General features: G+C 52.8%; 19 protein-coding genes. 7 read left to right on the plus strand and 12 right to left on the minus strand.

The window, feature by feature from the left end; translation table 11 throughout:
• The coding region (locus tag JJQ76_RS13350; RefSeq protein ID WP_210397366.1) for an integrase core domain-containing protein at nucleotides 1-404 on the plus strand (404 nt) is incomplete at its 5' end.
• 614 nt (nucleotides 405-1,018) lie between these two features.
• Here JJQ76_RS13350 and JJQ76_RS13355 read toward each other — a convergent pair.
• Nucleotides 1,019-3,235, minus strand: coding sequence for a hypothetical protein (locus JJQ76_RS13355; protein WP_210397367.1), 2,217 nt, complete (start codon nucleotides 3,233-3,235; stop codon nucleotides 1,019-1,021).
• Nucleotides 3,236-3,651: 416 nt separating this feature from the next.
• Here JJQ76_RS13355 and JJQ76_RS13360 point away from each other — a divergent pair, with 416 nt between their 5' ends.
• The 3 genes from JJQ76_RS13360 (at nucleotide 3,652) to JJQ76_RS13370 (ending at nucleotide 7,011) form a co-directional block, all read left to right on the plus strand.
• A complete protein-coding gene (locus JJQ76_RS13360; protein WP_210397368.1) occupies nucleotides 3,652-4,212 on the plus strand; it encodes a G protein-coupled receptor family protein in 561 nt (186 codons plus the stop codon).
• Nucleotides 4,213-4,560: 348 nt separating this feature from the next.
• On the plus strand, nucleotides 4,561-5,229 hold the full coding sequence (locus JJQ76_RS13365; RefSeq protein WP_210397369.1) for a hypothetical protein: 669 nt from the start codon (nucleotides 4,561-4,563) through the stop codon (nucleotides 5,227-5,229).
• Nucleotides 5,230-5,310: 81 nt separating this feature from the next.
• Nucleotides 5,311-7,011, plus strand: a complete 1,701-nt coding sequence (locus tag JJQ76_RS13370; protein WP_210397370.1) for an MBL fold metallo-hydrolase — start codon at nucleotides 5,311-5,313, stop codon at nucleotides 7,009-7,011.
• Nucleotides 7,012-7,307: 296 nt separating this feature from the next.
• Here JJQ76_RS13370 and JJQ76_RS13375 read toward each other — a convergent pair whose 3' ends face one another.
• Entirely contained in the window at nucleotides 7,308-8,273 is a 966-nt protein-coding gene (locus JJQ76_RS13375; protein WP_210397371.1) for a hypothetical protein, read from the minus strand.
• A gap of 260 nt (nucleotides 8,274-8,533) precedes the next feature.
• Between JJQ76_RS13375 and JJQ76_RS13380 the strand changes: the two genes are divergently transcribed.
• A complete protein-coding gene (locus JJQ76_RS13380) occupies nucleotides 8,534-9,433 on the plus strand; it encodes a hypothetical protein (protein WP_210397372.1) in 900 nt (299 codons plus the stop codon).
• Between the two features lie 56 nt (nucleotides 9,434-9,489).
• On the opposite strand, the gene JJQ76_RS13385 is transcribed toward JJQ76_RS13380, so the two are convergent.
• The 10 genes from JJQ76_RS13385 to JJQ76_RS13430 all read right to left on the minus strand — a co-directional run bounded on the left by JJQ76_RS13385 (nucleotide 9,490) and on the right by JJQ76_RS13430 (nucleotide 18,100).
• Nucleotides 9,490-9,699: an AbrB/MazE/SpoVT family DNA-binding domain-containing protein gene (locus tag JJQ76_RS13385; protein ID WP_210397373.1), complete on the minus strand. Its 210-nt coding sequence runs from the start codon at nucleotides 9,697-9,699 to the stop codon at nucleotides 9,490-9,492.
• 40 nt (nucleotides 9,700-9,739) lie between these two features.
• Nucleotides 9,740-10,234, minus strand: a complete 495-nt coding sequence (locus tag JJQ76_RS13390; RefSeq protein WP_210397374.1) for a 3'-5' exonuclease — start codon at nucleotides 10,232-10,234, stop codon at nucleotides 9,740-9,742.
• Nucleotides 10,235-10,349: 115 nt separating this feature from the next.
• Nucleotides 10,350-10,514: a hypothetical protein gene (locus JJQ76_RS13395; protein ID WP_210397375.1), complete on the minus strand. Its 165-nt coding sequence runs from the start codon at nucleotides 10,512-10,514 to the stop codon at nucleotides 10,350-10,352.
• Nucleotides 10,515-10,628: 114 nt separating this feature from the next.
• Nucleotides 10,629-11,885, minus strand: a complete 1,257-nt coding sequence (locus tag JJQ76_RS13400; RefSeq protein WP_210397376.1) for a hypothetical protein — start codon at nucleotides 11,883-11,885, stop codon at nucleotides 10,629-10,631.
• A gap of 51 nt (nucleotides 11,886-11,936) precedes the next feature.
• A complete protein-coding gene (locus JJQ76_RS13405) occupies nucleotides 11,937-12,167 on the minus strand; it encodes a hypothetical protein (RefSeq protein WP_210397377.1) in 231 nt (76 codons plus the stop codon).
• 113 nt (nucleotides 12,168-12,280) lie between these two features.
• A complete protein-coding gene (locus JJQ76_RS13410) occupies nucleotides 12,281-12,715 on the minus strand; it encodes a hypothetical protein (RefSeq protein ID WP_210397378.1) in 435 nt (144 codons plus the stop codon).
• A complete protein-coding gene (locus JJQ76_RS13415) occupies nucleotides 12,715-14,586 on the minus strand; it encodes a TniQ family protein (protein WP_210397379.1) in 1,872 nt (623 codons plus the stop codon). Before JJQ76_RS13415 ends, JJQ76_RS13410 begins: the two co-directional genes overlap by 1 nt.
• Nucleotides 14,583-15,557, minus strand: a complete 975-nt coding sequence (locus JJQ76_RS13420) for a TniB family NTP-binding protein (protein WP_210397380.1) — start codon at nucleotides 15,555-15,557, stop codon at nucleotides 14,583-14,585. The genes JJQ76_RS13415 and JJQ76_RS13420 overlap by 4 nt, the downstream gene beginning before the upstream one ends.
• 45 nt (nucleotides 15,558-15,602) lie before the next feature.
• Nucleotides 15,603-17,588 carry a Mu transposase C-terminal domain-containing protein gene (locus JJQ76_RS13425; RefSeq protein ID WP_210397381.1) on the minus strand — a complete coding sequence of 662 codons (1,986 nt, stop codon included), beginning with the start codon at nucleotides 17,586-17,588 and terminating at the stop codon, nucleotides 15,603-15,605.
• Nucleotides 17,585-18,100, minus strand: a complete 516-nt coding sequence (locus tag JJQ76_RS13430) for a hypothetical protein (protein ID WP_210397382.1) — start codon at nucleotides 18,098-18,100, stop codon at nucleotides 17,585-17,587. Before JJQ76_RS13430 ends, JJQ76_RS13425 begins: the two co-directional genes overlap by 4 nt.
• Before the next feature lie 374 nt (nucleotides 18,101-18,474).
• Here JJQ76_RS13430 and JJQ76_RS13435 point away from each other — a divergent pair, with 374 nt between their 5' ends.
• Nucleotides 18,475-19,038, plus strand: coding sequence for a hypothetical protein (locus JJQ76_RS13435; protein WP_210397383.1), 564 nt, complete (start codon nucleotides 18,475-18,477; stop codon nucleotides 19,036-19,038).
• Nucleotides 19,028-21,046, plus strand: coding sequence for a DNA phosphorothioation-associated putative methyltransferase (locus JJQ76_RS13440; RefSeq protein WP_210397384.1), 2,019 nt, complete (start codon nucleotides 19,028-19,030; stop codon nucleotides 21,044-21,046). Before JJQ76_RS13435 ends, JJQ76_RS13440 begins: the two co-directional genes overlap by 11 nt.
• Nucleotides 21,047-21,117: the final 71 nt, after the last annotated feature.

Here is a 21,117-nt window from a genome sequence, read left to right on the forward strand (position 1 = left end):
AGCACAGCATCAGCGGCGACTACGTCACCCACGTGCTGGACCGGATAGCCCAGTTCCGAGGTTATCCGAAAGCCATACGGACAGACCAAGGGCCGGAGTTTACCGGCAAAGCGCTGGACCAGTGGGCTTATCGACACGGTGTTGAACTGAAACTGATTCAGGCGGGCAAGCCGACCCAGAACGCCTACATTGAAAGCTTCAACGGTAAGTTCAGGGATGAATGCCTCAATGAACACTGGTTTACCAGCCTGCCTCACGCCCGTGATCTCATAGCGATCTGGCGGCAGGACTACAACGAGCACCGCCCACACTCGGCACTGAACTACGCGACCCCCGCCGAGTTTGCAGCCAAAGCACGGCAGCAGCCGAAGGGCGGTACAGAGCGGAAATCACGAGATAAATGAACAGGACTTTACTAGAGGAAAACTGGTACTAAATCTGGGGGCAGGTCATAACACCATTACTTTTCTCTTGTGCGAGATTTATAACGATATTAGTTCAGATTAATGTGGGGGCAGCAGGAAAAGCATGCCGTCCCTAGGGCCCTGTAATTTCTATCTTTGGCACCTGATAAGGAAATTACCTTGCGTCACCGGCATCTACGATATTCAGATAGCGCACCCAATAGTAGCCTTCCACCTTTCTTCTTAGCCCAACAAAAAAAGCCAGAGCATTGCTCTGGCTTTATAACCCTGGACAACTTATGCGCAAAAAGTAAGCAAACACTAACTTGCGCGTTTTACATCCCAAAAAATCCCTTTAAAATCAACTAGTGGCAGTTTATGCGCAAAAGCCCACCCTAACTCTTTGATTTACCGTACAAGTCGGGACAGCTTATGCGCAAAACAACAGTGTGTGTGGGTTGGGGCAAAAGATGTCCGAATTACTCCCTCATCATGCGGCCTCCAGAGATTTCTAGGAGCATAATGTGTCCTAGCGCCAGAGCATAAGCTGTCATTTTTGTCAGTTTTTGGAGCATAAAGTGCCAGCCCTCTCAACTCGGGGCTTTGCGGAAAGTCTACACCTGCTCCTGAACCTCGCAAGACTCCCAAACTAATCCGTTCTCGATAACATTGATAAAACGCTCTGCCGAGAAATCATTAGGGTACAGGGAAGTGACTACTGACGACTCTGAGGAGTTCGACGGGCCATTAGCAGCGAACATCCCCGCGGGATCATTAAGTAGGTGCCGATCATCTCGAAGCGCAATCAGAATTTCCTCAACAGAGATTTTCAGGAAGCCGGAAAAATGCTCATGATCATGTTCCAACGAGGTATCAACAATCCACCCACGAACATCTTGAACCGCTTTTCCCTCTTCTATTCCCAGGGACGAAGCCAGTTCCCTATCACTATCCAGTGCAACCGTTACCGCATCCACTTTTCGCCGAAGCTGCAACCCCGCTTTTCGAAGTGTCGTCACCTTATGTAACCAAGCATCCTTTAGCGAGCGACGCAGGTATGTCGATTTAACCTCCAGCACTAACACGTGTCCGTCTCTGAAGCAGATTAGATCTACCTCTCCAGGGTCATCATCGGCTGTGCGCACTGGTTGGTAGTTGGGAAGGACGGAAAAACCATGTCCTCTTAGCTGCTCAGCCAACCGCTGTTCTATTCGCGCTGTTTCGTCGCGAGCCTCAGCGCGCCTGGCTCCCAGCCTTCTTAGGTTGTTGATGGCAGCAGAGGAATTGTTTTGAACACTTGTCATCCACGGCAACTGGAACAGGTAACGGCCCATTTTCAAAATTGGCCGTTCAAATAGTTCTGGGGATTTTGTCCCCCCTTGTTTGCGCATCTCTGAAGACAATCCCCCTAGATCACTGGTCCAAAAATCTAGGATTGCCTCCGCCGCTTTAGCCAGCCCGTTGGGAAATGCCTCACTGACCGTCCACGGGCGTATGCTTTCTATTTTGGCTTTCTTTTCAGACCAGGTGATTGGAAACCTGTTTTGCAACCCCTCCATCAGGCCACCCACTGCGAGCCGGCTTAAGGCCTGTTGCCAACTGCCGGTCTGATTGAGGTAGTCGTTATACGGCATCACAAAATCAACGTGGTAAAAGATCGACATCAACTCCAGCGATAGCAGGGCCTGAAACAGATCTACGCGCAAACCCGTTTCTGTCTGCAGGGATTCACCAAGTCCATAGACATCGGTTAAGCGAAGCGTCGTTCTAAGTGCTTTGATATAAGCAAGCTGATTCTGTTCGCTGTTCTCTGCGCGCCCCATTTGCGCCTCTGCCAGCCCAGATCCCATAAAAACTTGTACAGCACGGTAAAACCAATACTGGTGCAACCGAGCAAGCTTTTCGCCATTGTGCTCCCAGATCTGACGAAGCCTGAGATCTCGCTCGACAATGACCAATTCTGAACCCGAAAACTCAAAGCGAATCCCATCGTCATAGCAAAACGCGTCTACTGACCGCGTCATAAAGCTATTGAACTCAAGCTGTGCGGAAACCAACGCGCCAAAAATGCGATAACGATCAAGGTGATCACGCGCAAATTCAGGTGATGGAAACAGAAATGGCGACAGATGCTCTCTTAAAGACGATCCCAGCATCTCCTCCGTCACACGAAAGTCGTCCGCAGAACTGAGCCCAAGCCTCCAGAGCAAGATGTCGTTGAGCGCCTCCCAACAATGTTGGGTTTCAATTCCACCATCACTCTCCGAGACGGAATCGGGCAAAAGATTTTCGAAGGCGTAGAGGCTTGAGTTGACCAAGAGCTCAAGAGGCGACAATTGCTTCAACTGACAACGCAAACTCTCGAGTTCAGAATGACGCTCCATATGCGCTTGGCGGAAGGTTTCGCAGATCCTCACCAACTCCCCAAACTCATGGGGCTGGGTGTTCGCTAGCTGCTTTATTTCCCCCCAACGCAGACTCTCTTGCCGCAGCACCAGGCCAGAGTATCTGACCGAACGCCAAACTACGTTTGGCGTCACCCTTGCCACATGTGCAAGTAACGGGAAACTGGCTACTCGCTCCTGGCGGAGATAGTTAGAGAGGGCCAACGAGAACGGCAGGCTTTCATAACTGTCGTCCGCAAGATCCCAAAGAAAAGCACACTGCCAAAAATCAGCATCGTTATCCGATGCTTTCCTCTTTCCCTTGCGCGGAGCCGGCTTGCCCGCCAAGTAGGCTTCTATGACCTCTATTGCCGCATCGGCGCTAGAAAGCCCCATCAAAGTGCATTGGCTGAACTTTCGCTCGTAGTAATTGCTACTGGCATCCATTCCTAAAACTCGAATCACTATCCATTAAGTGGAGGTGGTCTCACCTGCCCTTACTAGCCTGTTGATATATGTAGTCATCGCTTCTTAGACAACCACCAAATCCACAGAATGAACAAAAGAACAGCCGCACCTGGATATTTCATTGCCACCAACAGCAGGCCTATCGTTGCCAAGTCCATTTGGGCTTACCACCTCCATTACCTCATTTACTACCTTGTACTCACACCAATCTTAATCCGGCTATCCGCTCTTAAACTAGACGAACCTTGTTCACCATAACGACGTTTAGCAATAGATTCGAGCCTCTTTGATCTCCGTGGCAAGCCTCACGGATTCAAGAAACACCTATTGATCAGCCGGACAAAAAAGATTAAAAACACCAACAATTCATATTCTTATGCAGAGGGAACAGCATAGTGGCAACTTTTCTCAGATCTCTAGAGTACATGCTCCACAACCTGGCTCGCGGCATCGCGGGCACGTTGCTCTACTTCAGTTTTGGGCTCGCTGCACTTTGCGGCTTGTATCTCTTGCCATGGCTAATGTTTGAGCACAACGAGGGCCTGCGGGATTTAGATATGCTGGAGCTGGCAACGCTAATCCTCGTGGGATACAGCATAAGAACCTTCTTCTCTCGCTGTAAGCATGCCGGATGGCAACGGCGCCAGGCCCTGAAGCAACTGGGGTTTATTTTGGGGGCTTTTGTTCTCTTCGTATCGGCACTAGTACTCGCTGTTTGCTACTGGGGCCAAGACGACGGCCTGTATGCCTTCGAACTTCCGCGCCTATACAGCAACGGCTCACTACTCGCGATATATCTTGGATTGTCATTTTGCGTTTACGCCGCAGCACCTATCCAGCAAAAGGAGCCCCGCGTCGCTTCCGTCCCCCTATCAGAACAAAAGCACGAAGAGACAGATCCTTGGGGTAACGCCAATGGCACAAAGGAAAAAAGCACGACGGAGGGGGATAAATGAGAAAAATAGCCCTCATATCGTTGGCCACATTAGCTCTGCTTCCCTTGGATGCTCAGGCTAAAAGTGACCCTTTCACTAACAACGACTCGGCATTTTTGATCGAATCATGCAGGGAAGCCGTCGAGATATACCAAAAGCGGGACCAACAAAACCTTTTGGCCGGTATCGCAACATCCATGTCAGAGGCGCTTCGAGCAGGATTCTGTATCGGAGTGGTTCAACAGCATATCAACAGTTCTGATAACTGTTACGGTACAGACTGGTTAGAGGCCGCATCAACCATCGCTGCGCTATCAGTCACTACTCGATGGAATACGAGGAAGCGCCTGCTCCAAGAGGCTGTCTGCGATGACTGACGGCCTCACTATTCCCGAAGCGATTCGGCGCATTTTTGGCGTCGATGTCGCGACCGAAAGCCCTCTTCTCAAAAATAAAGCGATGTCGCTGGAGCGCAACGGTCTGATAAAAAGTTCAAGGACCAAGGCCGTTGAAAGGTCATCGATAATGATAGGCGTGGACCAGCTAACGCCGCTGCATAATGCACTGGTTCTGAACGCAGTGTTCTCCGATCCAAAGCAGGTAAAGAAAATTTTTACCGACCGGACCTACCGGACGGAATGTGCCCAGATTTTAAAAAAGCTGTTCGGAGAACGAGACAGCCTGCTGGGAATAGCGCTGCGGACAGACGCAGCATTTGCCCTCTCGGAGGCGCTCGACAGTAACTGGGATTTGAACGATAAACGACTGCCTAACCCATTCGAACAGCTCCCCCAAGTCGCCCTCGGAAAAGACCTAAGCGTATTGCAGGCTCTTCTCGCCCAGGCCAGTACCTTAGCTCCAGCAGACAGCGTTCTTTTAGCCTACCTGAAAGGTGACTTGAAAAGAGCCGCCGAACTGGTCGACGCCTGCGGCTTCCCGCCCGAGTCCGAAGTGGGGCTCCTGGGACATCACATCAAAGCAAAGCTCAAAGAGGCTGCTGATTTTGATGACCTCTTGGACATGCTAAGAAAATCCTAACTTTTTCTGTTTTAGCGCTTGTTAGTGCATTGCACTATCAGAAGGTGTCCTCGTGTTTAACAAAACGACGAGGAAAACCTCATGCTAAAAGTAAAATTCATCGGCGCAACCCAAGGCGTAACCGGCTCCTGCTCCTGGCTTTGGCACACCGAATCAGATACCCAGCTACTGATAGATTGTGGGCTCAATCAAGGCCGCCACGAAGATGAGTGGCACAATTATCAGGACTTCGAATTCAATCCCAAAGAAATCAAGTACGTCCTGCTGACGCACGCGCATATCGATCATTGCGGCCTGCTGCCCAAACTCATCCAGGGCGGGTTCAAAGGCTGGGTGTACTGCACTCAAGCGACACGCGACCTTGCCAAGGTAATGTTGGCCGATACTGCAAACAATTCAGATCTATTTACCCGCTCAGAAGTGGATGCGATCAAATGGGTAGCCATCGACGCCCACGGTTTTTACTGGAACAAATTATTCCGACTGGGAGATGGGCTCAGCGCAACGTTCAAGCGAAACAGCCATGTCCTAGGCTCATGTGCCATTTCAATCGCATGGGAGGCCACGCCCGGCATCGGCACCAAAGGACTAAAAAATATCTATTTCAGTGGAGATATCGGCTGCCAAACGGAAGACAACCCCTATCTACCCCTGCTCAAAGATGACCATGCACCGTATCCCAGTGCGGACTACATCGTTATCGAATCAACGTACGGAGGAAGAAACCGCCCCAGCGAGTACAAGGACGCCGAAGCTCGCGTTGAACGGTTAGGGCAAGAAATTACCCGCACAGTCTTCGAAAAAGGGGGGCGCGTCCTTATTCCAGCATTTTCATTTCATCGCACCCATGAGCTCATCATGGATCTTTATTGGTGGCAAACCGCCTGCTGGGAGAAATCGGACCTGGCCCATTACATGGGCACACTTCAGGAGAAGCCGAACGGTAAACACCGTTACGAAAACCCTCTCTGTGTTCTGGTCGAAAGCCCTCTCAGCGCCAAGCTCAATGAAATCTATGCACGGGAGCTTCGCAAGAAAACGTCGAATGGAAAATTCCAGTACCTGAACAATCAGCTGCCAGATCGACTAGGGATCTCCGCCCATGAAGTTGGCGGGCTGTTTGAGCAACTGGCCGACCAGAATAGCCTCTATAACGCGGGTCATCTCATCAGCTATGGACCCAAGACCGAGAAAAAGCGTAAAGCACAAACCGATCAGGAAAAGTTACTAAACAACCACGTTATCCTCGCAAGCTCGGGCATGTGCGATCATGGCGCAGCGGCACGGTTCCTCAAACTTATGCGAAATGATCCTCGAAATACCATTTTACTGACCGGCTTTCAGGCCTCTGGATCCGCAGGCGGGCACTTACAAAAGCAGGCCAAAGACGGCACGCAATCCGCTATGGCCGAAGTCGTTGACCTCTCAGCCTACTATTCGGGACATGCGGATCAGCAAAAGCTGCTTGATTATGCCTTCTGCTTGGGAACCTATGCGGGTGACGCCCGTCCAGCAACCATCTTCATAAACCACGGAGAGACCTCCCAGAAACAACAGCTGAGAGAGCAACTATTGAGCCGGGCGTCGGAAACATTCCCAGGAGACCGTCCCATCGATAATGTACTTATCGCCAATCGAAAGTGGTTTGACTTAGATAGCGGTAAATTTATCGAAGAGCATGAGTTTAACCGTGATATCGAGGAGCTATTCGCCAAGCTCTGTTCAGAAGTCAGCGGCATCAAAAACGAATTAGACCTCATTCGCAACACTCTTCCCCGCTGACGGCGACGGCGCTATCGGTTAAACGACAAAGGTCGTTCAATCCGATAGCGCCGTTACGCTCTTGTGCTTACAGACATTATTAATACTTAAACCATTCATCGCTTTAATGATCGAAAGCGCCCGGATCGAACGATATCACGTGAACAGTGCTGTCGTTTCTCGGGCATAAAGTGCTAATCCCAGAATAGCGAGGCTTCAAGGAAGCCAATCCTACTCAATTGAACATTCCCCAGCGGTGAGGAGCGCATCATAGCCCCCACGCCACTCCGTCCCGAGATAGTCGATAATTGTGTTTGCTAAGTGTCGCAATCATCAACATGCCTGCCAGCTGAAGTTAGAGCTTCTATGATTGGATCATAAAAGGTTATCCCTGTGATCGGGTCAAAACTGTCGCCAAGAGATTCAGAGCCGTCGATGAGTAGCTGAGCCTTAGATTCTGCAGCATTCATGAAAAAGAGCTGGGTAGCTAACCAATCCTCCTCTGTGTACTCATAACATGAGAAGTGCAAGCTGATGGTAAAGTGGCCGCCAAGTGCTGTTGCTGTGGCGTCAATGCTAATTTCGAAACTTTCCTGCTCTTCATCACCCATCTTCATTGACCCACGGAACGAGTATACCTCGTCAATCAAACAGACCAATCGGATACAGGAGAGTGTTCTAAGAGCTATATCGGTGGTGCAGTGATCGAGATCTTCTATAGGGCTGAGTACTGGGATTTGTGGGCTGATTCCTTTGGGATACTGCTGTTGGAGTTCAGTAAGTCGGTGGTGTGCGATTGCAATCTGTAATGGTTTTTGAAAATTCGAGGTGAGCGGGCCGAACTCATTGGCATGGGCGCATGCAGTCCAGTATGCTTCGGTGAGGCTCATTAAGTACTTCCACTGAGTGCTTTCGAGTTCCGGAAAAACGTGTTTAGCGGCTTCCAACATGTCGGTTAAGGGTAACAATGAGTTGCATGCACGTTCCGTGCTCTCGAACGTTTGCAACTCCTCTTTTAGCTGATTGAGGGTCTGTGTTTTGTCGAAGCAGATAATCTCAGTTGCACCGCCAAAGAACTTGCACGCGTCCCTCCAGGCTTCTGTAAATTTTGGATGTTTGTCGAAAAAATTATCCCCTACCGATAGTTCGTCTAGTTCTCCTGGGGCGATAGCGCAGTTAGGTTGTATGTACCGATGAAAGCCCTCTAACCCCTTCTTTGTGTCACTGTATCGGAGTAGGTTTATTTCCCATATTCTCCCCTGCGCCGTCGTTGAGAAGTACATAGCTACTCGTATCGACAATCTACACCTAAAGGCGCTGGATAAGTCGTATAGCGATTCTCGGGAAGTGGGGCGCAGTTTTTCGCCTGTTGTAGTCATGGACACTCTCTTATCCTCTTCGGTTGATCGAGAGGTAACAGGCTTTAGGAGGAGATAAGCGCCGTTTTTTTAAATAGTGCGTGGGCGTTCAACTTCGGCCTTGCGGGCTCGGACCTCCAAAAACCAGCGTTTTCGAAAACCAATTGTTAAACAAGGATCTGTTGATGGAAAAAACTTACTTTATCCGCCATTCGGGACAACTTGACGTTGATGATCACACGATTGATTTACTCTGGAATGGTGACTTTATCGGGCTTCACTTTCCTCAAGATAACGTCGCACCTTTCGAGGACGGGGACTCGAAAAGCTTAGACCCTAATGATTACAAAGATACGGCCCGACACTCATTGGAGCGTTTTCACACGCTTGCTCGGGAGGGTGGGTATGTTTTTGCCGCCTATAGGGATAAGGAAGGAGCTAAATTAGGGTACGTGGCTCCCGACTCTACGGTTGAACTTCTGAGAGGAAAATGGGGGCAATTGGATGAGTTCGAAGGCAGGGATGCGATCCTCAAGGTACTAAAACTATCTAGCACAAAACAACTCACGGCCCTACAAAGCATCTCTTTCAAGGCGGTGCAGCCTCAGCAAGGCACCTTTTGTCAGTGGCACAAAATCGGCCGACGTGTCGAAGCAACCTTCAACGGAGAGCGGCCAAGCACCCTCAACGACCTGACTCCCGACTTGCAAGAAGTCATGTGCATGGAATACCTGAGGACGGACCTAGCAAAACGGCACGGACTTCCAAAATTACAAACAACCATCCTGCCCGTGGGTCGCACATTGCTTGATCTTGATATCTTTGGCTTGGCTGAAGATGGACAAACAATTTCAGCTCAGGTCACCTTCCACAAACTCGGTGACGCCGATGAAAAACTGCACAGACTCAAGCCATATGCTGGAACGGGAAATCATGCTGTCTATTTCTGCAATTGCGCCGATTCCTGCGAAGTAGAGGGCGTAAAGGTCTTCCCAATAAGTACTGTTTTTGACGAGTTCTGCAAAGGGTCTAAAGACGGCATAAGGTGGTTTGAAGTCGCTGTAGGTGACAACACGTCTTTCTGACAGCGGGCTGGACACACCTATTGATAAGCCTAAATACTTAAACCATTCACCTTTCTTTAACGATCGAAGGCGTCCGGTTCAAGCTCTATAACGGGGACAGTGCTGTAACTCTGTTCCCATTCGCTCCTTTTGGCGCCTGCTTTCACTAGGACAATCGCACCGCTACGCACATAAAGATCAACGTCGTCGCCGATATCGACATCAAGCGCTTGCAACATCTCTGGCGTCAACGGGACCTCACGATTCCTTCCAATCTTCGTTCTCATAGTCTCCTCCAGATGCAGTCGCAGTTCATGCTATTGGCTTTCACTTCAGACTTTCTACCGGTAAGCCTCGAACCGCTGCAGCGATAGCCCGCGCATCTTCGAGTGCATGATGGGGTCGGTGAGCCGCATCTAAACGCGCCCTCAGTTCCGAATGCCAGAGTGGATGAAAGTGCTCGAAGAGGTACTGCACCACAAACGCTTGATCATTGGGTTGGGTAAGTCCCGCCCCAAGAAACAGTCGTTGAATCCACCAGCCGTCCCATTGTTCGCTGTCTGAAAGGACGACCTTACCCGCCAAGGCTTGGTTTAATCGCGCGCACGCATCGCGAACATCAAGGCCCTCGTCGATCAGGGTGCGGCGGCTAAGGTTGTGGAGTTTCTGCGCCTCGGTACTCCAGTGATCCCAGGGCTCAAGACTCGTGTCGGGATTGATTAGAAAACGATCCGAGTCGTCTGTTTTCAGGCACACCCAGCCAATCTCGATGGGGTAGGAGCGCGTATCCAATCCGCTTGCTTCAACATCGATAATAATCATGATGCACCTTCCTCCGTTAGTACTTACTGGCTGACCAGGCGCGAAACCGGGACTCGTTTGTCCTATCCCAAATAATCGCAATCTGCATGCGAGCGTTGCCCATTAAAACGACCACTTAGCCGAGGTTGATGCTTTTCTTCAGGGCACTGTACAGCTCAGCCGGGACCCAATAGGCGATGACCTGCCCGCGTTCGGTGATCGCCAACAGCTGCTGTTTACGCATCCATTGGCGTAGCTCACGCCGCAGCTTGGTTTTAGGTAAATACTGAATACTGTCCATCCCTTTGCTCCTCAAATACCTATCCCCTTTCGACCAAGCACGTGTATCACCCGAAGGATTCACGCAGGCACAGAGCAAGGGGTTCCCCTGTGCCAACAGTCTGACCGTTACCGGTCATGGCCGCGAAGCTCGATACCAATCGGCGGATCCGCAATAGAAGCGCGCATCGCTAATTTCGGTGGAGAGACAGAGCGTGTCGAGAAACGCATAACGATCCGGCTCTTCACGCCGCTTCGCCGCAACAAAACCCTCGACGCTGACGGGATAGGAGAGATCGATTTGGGACAGAGCCTCAAAGGGATCCTTGCTCGCCGCTTTGTCTTCAATCCACTTGAGCCATTCAATCTGCGTTCGAGTTAGTACTCCCGATAGGGCAAAGCGGGCGCGAGCTTCGCTGGCAAAATCACGCAATTCAGCGGCCTGAGCACGGCGTGCCATCAAGTCAGTGAGGTTGTCGTCGCAGGACTGTTGCCGCCGAATCGCCTCATTCACCAGCCGTCGCAGTTCCTGGCGATGCCCTTCGAGGACAAGCCGCTCCTTTTCCCGCCGCTCGGCGCGTTCCTGTTTGATGATCTCCTCTTCAAACGCTTCCAGTATGTCGTGGACCTGGTCCTCCAATTTTTGCCGTTTGCCATCCCGAAACGCCGCACCGTAGCGCCGACCAGTACGTATCTCGAGCCAACCCGCACCTGTGTAGGAGCGCTCCGTTTCTTGGAAGGAGTAACGTGATTTCACCTCAATGGCGGTCAAATGTTCGCGGATCAGAAAGGCTACCTCCCGGCCACCAATCTGCACCCAATTGGTCGGCTTGCGTTCATCCTCTCCTGTCCCGATACGCAGCCTCCACCGTCGTGTTTTGAACGCGCGCACCAACTGGTCATACAGCAGCAACGCCCGCTGGAGCGTTTCCGGAAACACATGCACGACCGGTATCCCCTCAACCGCTGGCGACAGGTAACGATGACGGTCATCGCGTGGGCAACGAGGTGAGGCATAGGAGCGATGGGCGCGTCGAATCAACGGTAACGCCTCGGCCATCTTCAGTTTACGTGGTGGGATGACGTCGGCAGGGCGCTCGTACGGTTCAAAACACGCCAACGGTGTGGTTTTTGTGCGGCTCGTTCTCCGCTTTTTCGGCGCGGGCATGACCACGGTAAGATCGGGGTTCCCCGACAACGCAGGTCGAAGCGGCGTCGTACTGAATGCCGCCTGCGTCCAGTAGCCGGCTGTCGGCAAGGGAATCTCCTGCTCTCGGCACAGCCGCGTCAGCTGCGCCGCAGTGACGCCCCACAGCACAGCCAAGCGACTGCGCGGCATTGACCACACGGCCTCATAAAGCGTCTGCCGGGTCAGTGATTGATCGGGTTCCATGCCACACCTCCAACATTTTTCAGCACCCTTGGCTTCACGCATTCACTCAGGTCACGCCAGATCCAATGACACCTGCAGCACACCGCGAGTACGCAAAAACTCAGCGGCGGTATCCAGCTTGCGGAACCGCCGCACCGACTCGCGCCGCGAACGCAGCTGAAAGCGCTCACGTCCCATCCGCGCCTGGATCGCATAGCCGCCCTCGCAGCGCACGATCAAAAATTCGCGAATCGCATGGGCGGCAATCAGCGTTGCCAAGGTCTCTTCTTTCAGCAGTTTCATCCGAACCTCCCACCAAAAAATCGAGCCACGGAACCAGGCATACCAGGTGTGGCTAGCCACTAGTGCCACCCCTGGCAACCACTAACTACACCCCGTCCGCCAAGGTCCCCACCTCAGGCGGTGCGTTTTGAACATAACCGCCTATTACGCGCAGTCGCTTCCTTGACGCATTTAGGCACCCGGTCTTGCACAGGGCAGCCCGCATACGGCCCACCGCACTGGATCCGCCCGGGATAAAGCACATCATTCACGATGGCATTTCTGTCAACCCAGCCCGGCCCGTTAAGTTGCCAGCGGCAATCCAAACTGATGACCTCGCCAATGTCGACGTTCAGCTCCCGTACCCTAAGGCAGCGAATAAGGCGACCAGGTGCGAACCTGCCCTCACGATCTGTCACCACTCTTCCGTAAACGATCAGGGGCATGAAATCGGGGTGTTTTTTAGCGAATTGGGCCCGCCACTGATCACATACAGGGGGATAATGCACACTCCAGTCTTCGATTACGTAGCTCAGCGGGAAGTCACGGTATTTTTCGTTATTAGCCATCAGGCGGCCCTCTCTTCATTGTTATTGTTATTCTCAAACCAACAGGCCCGCAGCAGCGGGGCGCCGATGAGCGGCTCCAGCTGCAGCAACTGCTGCTGATGGATAAAGGGCTGTGGCGCTCCCTTGCCACGCCGCGCGGCCCACAGCAGGGGGATGTCGTGATCAACGCAGTAGCGGCTGATACGTGACGACTGAGTGCCGGCCTCGCGGGCCAAAACCGCTAGTGGTGTGTACTGCTGCCGAAAAGCGTTGATCGAGGTGCGACAGATTCCTGCATCCTCAAAAGTGAGGTATTCGCGCGCAATAAGATCATCGATCACCAGAGGGTCACAGCCGATCAATTGCGATGCTTCGTAGGGCGTTAAACAGGCTCGGTGTGCCTTTTGCTCCGCCACCCAGGCCTCAACAGCCTGACGCGGCAGGCGCATCTGATTCAGAGCCTCGTCACGGGCTAGTGCGAAGGGCATCGTACCGTCCAGTACGCGTTTAATAAGACACGCCGCGATCTCTGGCCCCTTGAGTTTTTTGCGCAATACCTCGTCCAAGGTGCAGACTTCAGTCTCGCCCGAGGACGCCAGGATCCCAGTAGCAAATCGATCACGAAAGGCAGCCACATCGCTTTCACAGAATGAGGACGAGCGTTCTGGAATCGTGCGCACGCGAAATACGCGGCGACGACGCAACTCTTCAAGCACAGATTCGGGCAGCCCTAATCGCCGTGAGGCTTCCCGACCAATCAGACTGTCAGCGGTGGCGTCCTTGCACGGCAGCCCGCCATGGGTATCGATTAGCCAGCCGCGCCCTGAACCGCCCGGGTGTGCGGCCACACTACCCAATTTAATTAACGTGCGAACGGTCGGCACGTACACCCCGATCAATTCCGCTGCTTTATTGATCCCCACATAACGAGGCCCCTGCTCACCGACGGCCGACAGGTGACAAGGATGTAGTCGCGCAGGTTGCGTGCGCCCACCTGACCACTCGCAGAAAGCCTTGAACAGAAAATCACAGCCGGTCACGCGCTGTCCGGCCTTGAACAAGGCGCCATAAAGACGCTCGTTCTGAGCACGCAGCCCGAGAGCGGAAACAGCGTCATTGCCACTGCTCGCCACCCGGTCCAAGTACTGATGAAACCCACGCGGCCAGTCCGATAATGCCTCGGCTGTCGCAACCAACTCGCCCTCCAAACCCGCTACATAGTGCCCCTCACGCGGCCGCTGCCCACCAAGCTTCTTAATCAGTTTCAGCAGCGACTCGAGATCCAGTGCTATCAACTGGTCAACCGGAAACCGCTCGGCGGCCAAGCGTGCCTCATCCACCCACTCCTGCTGACAGCGAGCGTGGACCAGGTGAAGCAACGCCAGCACGGCCTTGTTTCCATAACCGGGCGCCTCGTGAGTTAGAAAGTCCGCTTCGCAGCGACAGACGCACAGATCCGGCCGCGACCACGACAGCTTCATGCCGCAATCTGGACAGTGGGTCACAGGACGACACTGATGAATCGGGCAGGCGATCGCATGCCCCAAACTCCAGTACTGCTGATAGTAACCATGCTCCTGCACGCACAGCGGGCAAACCTTACTGGACTTGAGGTCCAAGTACGGTTTGGTGGGTGTGGGTACACCGTTAGTAAACGCAGTGCGAAGACGCTCAAGTTCGTCATCGTTGCGATAGAGCAACGGCGACAAAGGCAGTATTGGAATAACGGCTGCACGGGCCGCATTTGGCTCCAAGTCAGCCATGGCCGTCAGCGAGTTGATGGACTCGTAGCCGTTCAGTGCCGCCAAGCGGAGCAAGTAGCCCCGCTGCGACTCACCATCAATGAGTGGAGGCGTGGAGACCAATTTATACAGGGGTAAGGTCACGTTCATTTTTTCAGCCCCAGCTTGCGCATCATGCGGTCATACACGGGCGTTTCCATCCCAAGAATCTGGGCAATAGCCGTCGTCGACGCCCGTTCCTCAAACTTCGGCGAGAAGGGGTTCTCGCCATTCAGGGGCAGCGTGCAGATCGCTGAACCGACAGCGTCGGCCAGGTGCTCCCACGTAACATAATTGCGTTGGTCGGTGTCACAATCAGCAACAACTTGGGCGAAAATGTGCGCCAACTGTCCTTTTTTACCGGACGACGCACAGTACAAACGCCACAGTGCGTCATCGGTTAGCAGCTCGGGAAACTCGATGGGGCTACAGACATCAACCATCGCCGCCACCGTATGGTAGAGCTGTGACTGGTCCTGAGGATCAGCGAAATTGAGCTGCTTGAGGATAATTGGCCGACACGCTCGTCGATCCAGTTGATCATTAGCGCTTGAGGCCTCCAAGACATCGGGCGTGCCGGCCAGCACAATGGCGATCTGCGTATCGCCAATGAGCAGCTTGATCTCATCAACAAAGTTCACCTGCTGCTTGGTAGTACGATGCTGAATAACATGCTGACTCTCATCAATGATCAGCATATTGATCCCCATCTGCTTGATGCCCTCGCGCAAAATCCGTCGCAATGGGCGGAGACGGAAGTTGTATTTGAACGGGATCTGCAGAGCCTCGAGGAGTTTGATGGTGAAGTCGTTGACGTTGGAGGCAGATTCCAACTCGCAATAACCGATTCGGGCTTGACGCTGATCGGGGCTATCTTGAGCCTGATGCCGGTTCGCAAAGGCTTTGACGATGGCCGATTTTCCAAGACCCGAATCCCCCGCGATGATAACGGCGAAGGGATTGAGTTTGGCCTGAGAGCGCACAAGCGCCTGCCCCATCAAGCGGTGTACCTGGTCGCTGACCGGACAGGATAAAAAAAGACAATCGAGATTGCGTAGGATCGTTTCGTACGGGACTTTCACGGGTAATACCTCATTTATTGTTGTTGTTATGAGAGGCGGCCATGACTACTGGCCGATGATTTCGTAAGCCCCGCGCTCGCGAACCGTCGGCTGAAAACGCACCGTCTCGGTATCAGAAGCTGGGGGGTTAGGGGCGGGGCCTTCAGCCAACGTCGACTGAGCTTTCTGTGCTGCCTTCGCGTCCTTGGCAACACGCGCTGCCCTTGCGTTCATGCGACGCTGTGTTTGGGTCTTGTTGTATTCATCCAACTCCATGTCGGCAATGTGGCGGTAAGCCCTCACAAGCTCATCAATGCTGGCCGAGCTCCCTTTGCGCGGAGCGTTGTCACGCAGAAACTTGTGGAGATAAAGGCTCATACCTGGCCCGTAATCCGGCCGTGAACAGTTAGCCACAATGGGCTCGCCCGTTTGGGGATGGATCACCCAAACCCGCCCGAGATCCAACGCGTTGTAGCGGAAGTCCACCTTTGTCTTGCCGACCTCGCGAAACATCGCGTTCAACTCGGGCGAGTTGTAGTGCATGTTGGCAAAGTTGACGCCTGTGTGGGATAAGGCGCGATCCGTTTGGGTATCACCCAGTAGCGGTTCCAAATTATCGGGATCGGGTACTTTTTTCACGTGATCAATCAGCATCCGCTCAGCCCATCGCGCCGCAGGGCTTGTGCCAAGCGAACGGTGGTATTGCTGGTGATACACGTTGGTCACCCAGTAGGAGAAGATACGGCGCAGCCCGTCGAGGGTAATGCACGCATGTTTTTTGGAGTCGTACTCACCGCGCATATTGGGATTCGACAGCGTGGTCCCACGCAGGGTATGGATCAACTGATCATTGGAGGTCCGAAACCAGCGTTCAATCGCCCCTTTTAGCCAACCGGTTTTGCGAGGACAGCGCCGCACATCGATACCGAACGCTTGTGTGAGACGCTTAAAGCTTTCCGAGTGAAACTCGGCGCCGTTATCAACCACCAAGATAACCGGCACCCCGTACATCAGCCACTCCTTGGCGCCCGGTTCATCCGACAGCGGTTTTGGCAACATGGCCAGCTTAAGGGCAAGGCTCGCCGTCAAATACGACGGTGGCTCAAGACCGATATAAAATCCGAGAATTGCGCCCGTGTTGCGACAGATGCAGGCCGTCAGATAGGGCCGCTGAATGGGATTTCCGGCCTTATCAACGATGATGATATCGAGCGGGGTATGATCAATCTCGACGTATGCAAGCGCCTGCTCACCAATGCGCTGTTCCAAGATACAGCGAAAATCTTCGCGAACGGCTTCCGGCCCCTCGCTGATAAAGGCCCGCTCGTAGGCGGTGAGCGCTTTAACTTCGTGGTTTATCACATCATAGGATGGATAGTCTAAGCGCAGTGACTTGGGCTGCTTCTCATTATCCGCTTGGATAAACTCACGCACCTTCTTCTGGATTTGCGTGATCTTCCAGGTTTTCTTATCACGTCGCGCCAGTTCGATGACGAGGTGAATGTAGTTGAGCGCTTCAGGGCAGACACGGCGAGTGCGGTTTCCTTTGCAATCATGTCGCGGTAGCAATGACGCGCTATTTTTTCCACTGAGCAAATACTTCTTAATCCAGCGGCGAAACGTTTTGTAATCCGTTTTTTTGTCGCGTTGTCCTTTGAAGCACCGCTTCATTGCCTCGGGGTCTTTTTGGTATGCCTTAAACCACTCGTTGTTACCCGCCTCCAACCGGGCGGCGTTAGTAACACTGTGCCCCAACGCCAGGATCACACGAACGACACGCGTCGCGACATCCATGATGAAAAAATCATCGTGGCTCAAATTGAGCATGCGACTGACCAGATTCTCTTGGTCCTCGGGGAGGTGGTTGCGCTTACCAAAAAGCGTCAAGTGACCTTGCTGCAATAGCTTAATGACTTCGCGCTGACTAATGACCCACGTGTGTTGAGATACTTTCTCCTGCAATTCGTAAAACCCGTCGTCAAGCCGCCGAACCACGGTGTACTCCTGCTCATGAATGGCGATGCATTCCGGATCAATGAGTTGAAGGCTCATACCGCGGCCCTCACTACCGTATCGAGGGTTATCGGTTGGTTGCGCGGATAGTCGATACTTCCCAGTAAGGCCATGCGACAGATGCCTTGAAACAGTCGTTCGCTTGGGTCAATTGCTAATGCGTCTCTCAGCGAAATCGACTTGCGATCAATCACGACTTTCATAACGTCACGCTCGAGAGAGGGCGGGCAAATAGACGCGGCGTGATACTTCAAGAAACGCGCGTTATCGAGCGCAGGCTGACAATCAAGTTCGGCACGGGTAATGAGTCGATAGGCTATACCCAACCGACCCAGTCGATCGATCATGAACTGGGTTCTTTCAATGACTCTTGGGGTCCGTGCTTCATCATCATCTTTGTTCTCGATAATTAGCGAACGCCCATCTAACGAGCGCGCTTCAAAATCGGGCACATGCGTCTTTACAACGCCTCCGAGCGTATAAGTAATCACGACTGGCTGTTCTTGATAGGAGCCGACAGTTAAGCAGGCCTCCAGGACGTAGGCCTGCATGTATTCGATATCGCTTTCGCACTGAACGGTGCGATTGAGCTTGCACGAGCTGAACTCTGACGTGGACCTCATATTGGACCGAGAAACGACGTCTCGGACACGGCCGTCTCGAACTCTGGGGTCCCCGAAGCGGAGATCGATGATGTCGTCGGAGGCCAGGAATTGCGCCTCTCTCACGGGAGAAAACTGGAATAAAAAATTTGCCATAACGGGTCTTGCTTCTTTTTATTGTTTTTGATATATTCATGCTGCGGTGCTATGCATAGGCTAATATTATGTTAGCATGCCTATCTGCGGGCGCAAGGTTTTTGCGCCCGATTCGCGTGCCTGCAATTCGAGCTACCGACCCTCCCTGCCTTGAACCGCGCGCCTTCATGCTGATCCCAAGTCCCGATGATCGCTGTAGCAAGCACTTCCATTACCGCGACTTCCTATTTTGCGGCGAAACTCAAAACAGACTAGACCTACCAAACACCCCAACGGATCCGCAGACCTATGAAGCGATTAAAGCCCTGGCCTGCGAGATCCTCGACAAGGTCGTCGACGAATTTGGTGATATTGAACTGACGTTCGCCTTCTGTTCAGCAGAGCTCGCCAAAAAGATCCGAAAAAATCCTCGCCCACGCATTGCTCCTGAGCGCGACCAGCACGCAGGCTACGAGCAGAATTCATGCGGCAAACAGATCTGTAACCGCGGAGGGTTTGCTGCCGACTTCCGACACCCCTCGGTGCCTAGCGACCAGTTGGCCCATTGGGTTATTGGCAAGTGCGCCTTCGACCGACTTTACTACTACGGCAGCAGCCACCCCCTTCATGTCAGCACTGGTCCCAACCACAGCCGCACGGTCGTCCTCATGCAGGAGCGAGATGGAAGGAGAGTTCCACGCGTCATCAAAGAAGACCAATTCAACACCCTCATAAATGCCGATGGACTTTGATACCTATCAGTCACTAATAAAAAACCTAAAAGGCGGCAAACAGCTACCAGACGCCACCTACCTGCACACCACCCTACTCGAAGACATCGCATCCGAACTGCACGAATTCGTGCAGCGCATTACCCAAGCCGTCAAGATTGATCCGGACTCTTGGAATGTCTTGAAATGCTACAAGCGCGACTTCCGCATCTCACTACTGCATTACCCCCAGTTTTTTGACGACGCCTATCCAGCACTCGCCCGAAGCACCACGATAGATTTAAAAAGCAAAACTATCCGACACAACGACTACCAGAACTCCGACAACCCCCCAATCCTCCACCGCAAAGAACTCTTCATCCCTGCATCGCATCCGGAACACATCAATTTTTGCGCAATCACCGAAGAAGGTGAGGCGGCAGGACTTTATGAGAACGCCCGCCTGATCGGTTTCCAGAAGTCCTGGGAGCGACTGGTCGAGCAACATGGCTACACCCTTATCGACGGCCGCTTGTTTAGGTCCGCAGCACTGACCCCAGCCTCAGATGATCCCACCGTTGATCGCCACAAAACCGCGATCCCACGCCAAGGGCTTTCAGCCCCCATGAAAGCCCTCGCCAAGCACGGTTACTTAAGCGGCGAGCACAGCGTATTTGATTACGGCTGCGGCCTCGGAGACGACCTCAGAGAACTCGAAGCGCATGGAATTGATGCAACCGGCTGGGACCCTGCGCACCGCCCCGACGCAGACATATTCTCCGCCGACATAGTCAACCTCGGCTTTGTCATCAATGTAATTGAGGATCGCGATGAACGGATTGAAGCCCTGCTCCGCGCCTATGAGCTGGCCGACAAAGTTCTGGTGGTTTCGGCGATGCTGGCTAGCGACAGCCATATCCAGAAATTTCAGCCTTACAAAGACGGCGTCCTGACTTCACGCAATACATTCCAAAAGTACTACGCGCAGTCAGAGCTACAGGCATTCATCGAACAGACGCTCGAAGAGAGCGCCATAGCGGTTGGCCCAGGTATCTTTTACGTCTTTCGAGACAAGCTCCAGGAGCAAGCCTTCTTTGCGCGCAAGCAACGTCGCCACCACCAATGGAGACAGCTAAGCCATCGTCCCACTCGCTCGGCCAGCAAAACCCAACGGCTGCTTGAAGAGCACCACGAGCTGTGTGAATCCTTCTGGCATACCTGCCTGGAACTGGGGCGCCTACCCGCTACTGATGAATTCGATAGAGCCCAATTCATCATTGATACCTTTGGCTCGCCCAAGCGACTGTTCAACGCACTGAACAAAAAAGAGAATCAGAGCGATTTCACCAGCTCCGTTGCCGCTCGAAAAGAAGACATGATCATTGCGCTGGCGCTTGCTCACTTTAGCAAACGGAAGCCCTACACCCGTCTTTCAGATGGATTCAAACGCGACATCAAAGCCCTCTTCAGCAACTACACCGAAGCCCTAACACTTGGAAAAGAAGCGCTTTACGAAGTCGCTGACACTACCTTGATACAGCAGGCATGCGAGGAAGCCCACCAACAGCTGCCCGCCAGCTTTTTGTCACCCGACCATTCGCTGACCCTACATGCCAAATTTCTAGAGCGACTGCCGAGAATTCTGCGCATTTACGTAGGTTGCGCCACTCAGCTTTATGGCGACGTAGACGAAGTCGATCTCATCAAAATTCACATCCGTTCAGGCAAAGTCAGCCTGATGGTCTACGAGGGCTTCAACAATTCGCCCTTACCACTGCTAAAGGAGCGCATCAAAATCAAAATGCGGGAGCAAGGTGTGGATTTCTTTGATTACGTTGATGAATTCCGCCCCCAGCCGCTGTACAACAAATCGCTACTGATCGACGAATCCTTTGATGACTTCAACAAGCAAACCTCTTTCGACAGGCAATTGAGAAAGCGCGTTCTCGTAGAAGAATTGATTGGACCTAGCGCCGATGAGCTTACCCAAGCCCTCGATAATCAAAACACTGAAATCAAGGGCTATCGATTCTTCTCAAGAGCGTCGTGAGCATTGCGCTCTGCCCATACCTGCCGCTTCTTCTCACTTCCAGAACGGCGTCTACGCTTAGACTTACCAAC

Source organism: Motiliproteus sediminis, from assembly GCF_017912535.1.
GTDB lineage: Bacteria > Pseudomonadota > Gammaproteobacteria > Pseudomonadales > Balneatricaceae > Motiliproteus > Motiliproteus sediminis.

Bases quoted from the DNA above. Each gene is read 5' to 3' on its own strand.
- JJQ76_RS13430 (WP_210397382.1), bottom strand. From the start codon at position 18,100: ATGCAGGCCTACGTCCTGGAGGCCTGCTTAACTGTCGGCTCCTATCAA.
- JJQ76_RS13400 (WP_210397376.1), bottom strand. From the start codon at position 11,885: ATGGAACCCGATCAATCACTGACCCGGCAGACGCTTTATGAGGCCGTG.
- JJQ76_RS13415 (WP_210397379.1), bottom strand. From the start codon at position 14,586: ATGAACGTGACCTTACCCCTGTATAAATTGGTCTCCACGCCTCCACTC.
- JJQ76_RS13440 (WP_210397384.1), top strand. From the start codon at position 19,028: ATGGACTTTGATACCTATCAGTCACTAATAAAAAACCTAAAAGGCGGC.
- JJQ76_RS13355 (WP_210397367.1), bottom strand. From the start codon at position 3,235: ATGGATGCCAGTAGCAATTACTACGAGCGAAAGTTCAGCCAATGCACT.
- JJQ76_RS13390 (WP_210397374.1), bottom strand. From the start codon at position 10,234: ATGATTATTATCGATGTTGAAGCAAGCGGATTGGATACGCGCTCCTAC.
- JJQ76_RS13435 (WP_210397383.1), top strand. From the start codon at position 18,475: ATGCTGATCCCAAGTCCCGATGATCGCTGTAGCAAGCACTTCCATTAC.
- JJQ76_RS13365 (WP_210397369.1), top strand. From the start codon at position 4,561: ATGACTGACGGCCTCACTATTCCCGAAGCGATTCGGCGCATTTTTGGC.
- JJQ76_RS13385 (WP_210397373.1), bottom strand. From the start codon at position 9,699: ATGAGAACGAAGATTGGAAGGAATCGTGAGGTCCCGTTGACGCCAGAG.
- JJQ76_RS13425 (WP_210397381.1), bottom strand. From the start codon at position 17,588: ATGAGCCTTCAACTCATTGATCCGGAATGCATCGCCATTCATGAGCAG.
- JJQ76_RS13405 (WP_210397377.1), bottom strand. From the start codon at position 12,167: ATGAAACTGCTGAAAGAAGAGACCTTGGCAACGCTGATTGCCGCCCAT.
- JJQ76_RS13395 (WP_210397375.1), bottom strand. From the start codon at position 10,514: ATGGACAGTATTCAGTATTTACCTAAAACCAAGCTGCGGCGTGAGCTA.
- JJQ76_RS13370 (WP_210397370.1), top strand. From the start codon at position 5,311: ATGCTAAAAGTAAAATTCATCGGCGCAACCCAAGGCGTAACCGGCTCC.
- JJQ76_RS13410 (WP_210397378.1), bottom strand. From the start codon at position 12,715: ATGGCTAATAACGAAAAATACCGTGACTTCCCGCTGAGCTACGTAATC.
- JJQ76_RS13375 (WP_210397371.1), bottom strand. From the start codon at position 8,273: ATGTACTTCTCAACGACGGCGCAGGGGAGAATATGGGAAATAAACCTA.
- JJQ76_RS13380 (WP_210397372.1), top strand. From the start codon at position 8,534: ATGGAAAAAACTTACTTTATCCGCCATTCGGGACAACTTGACGTTGAT.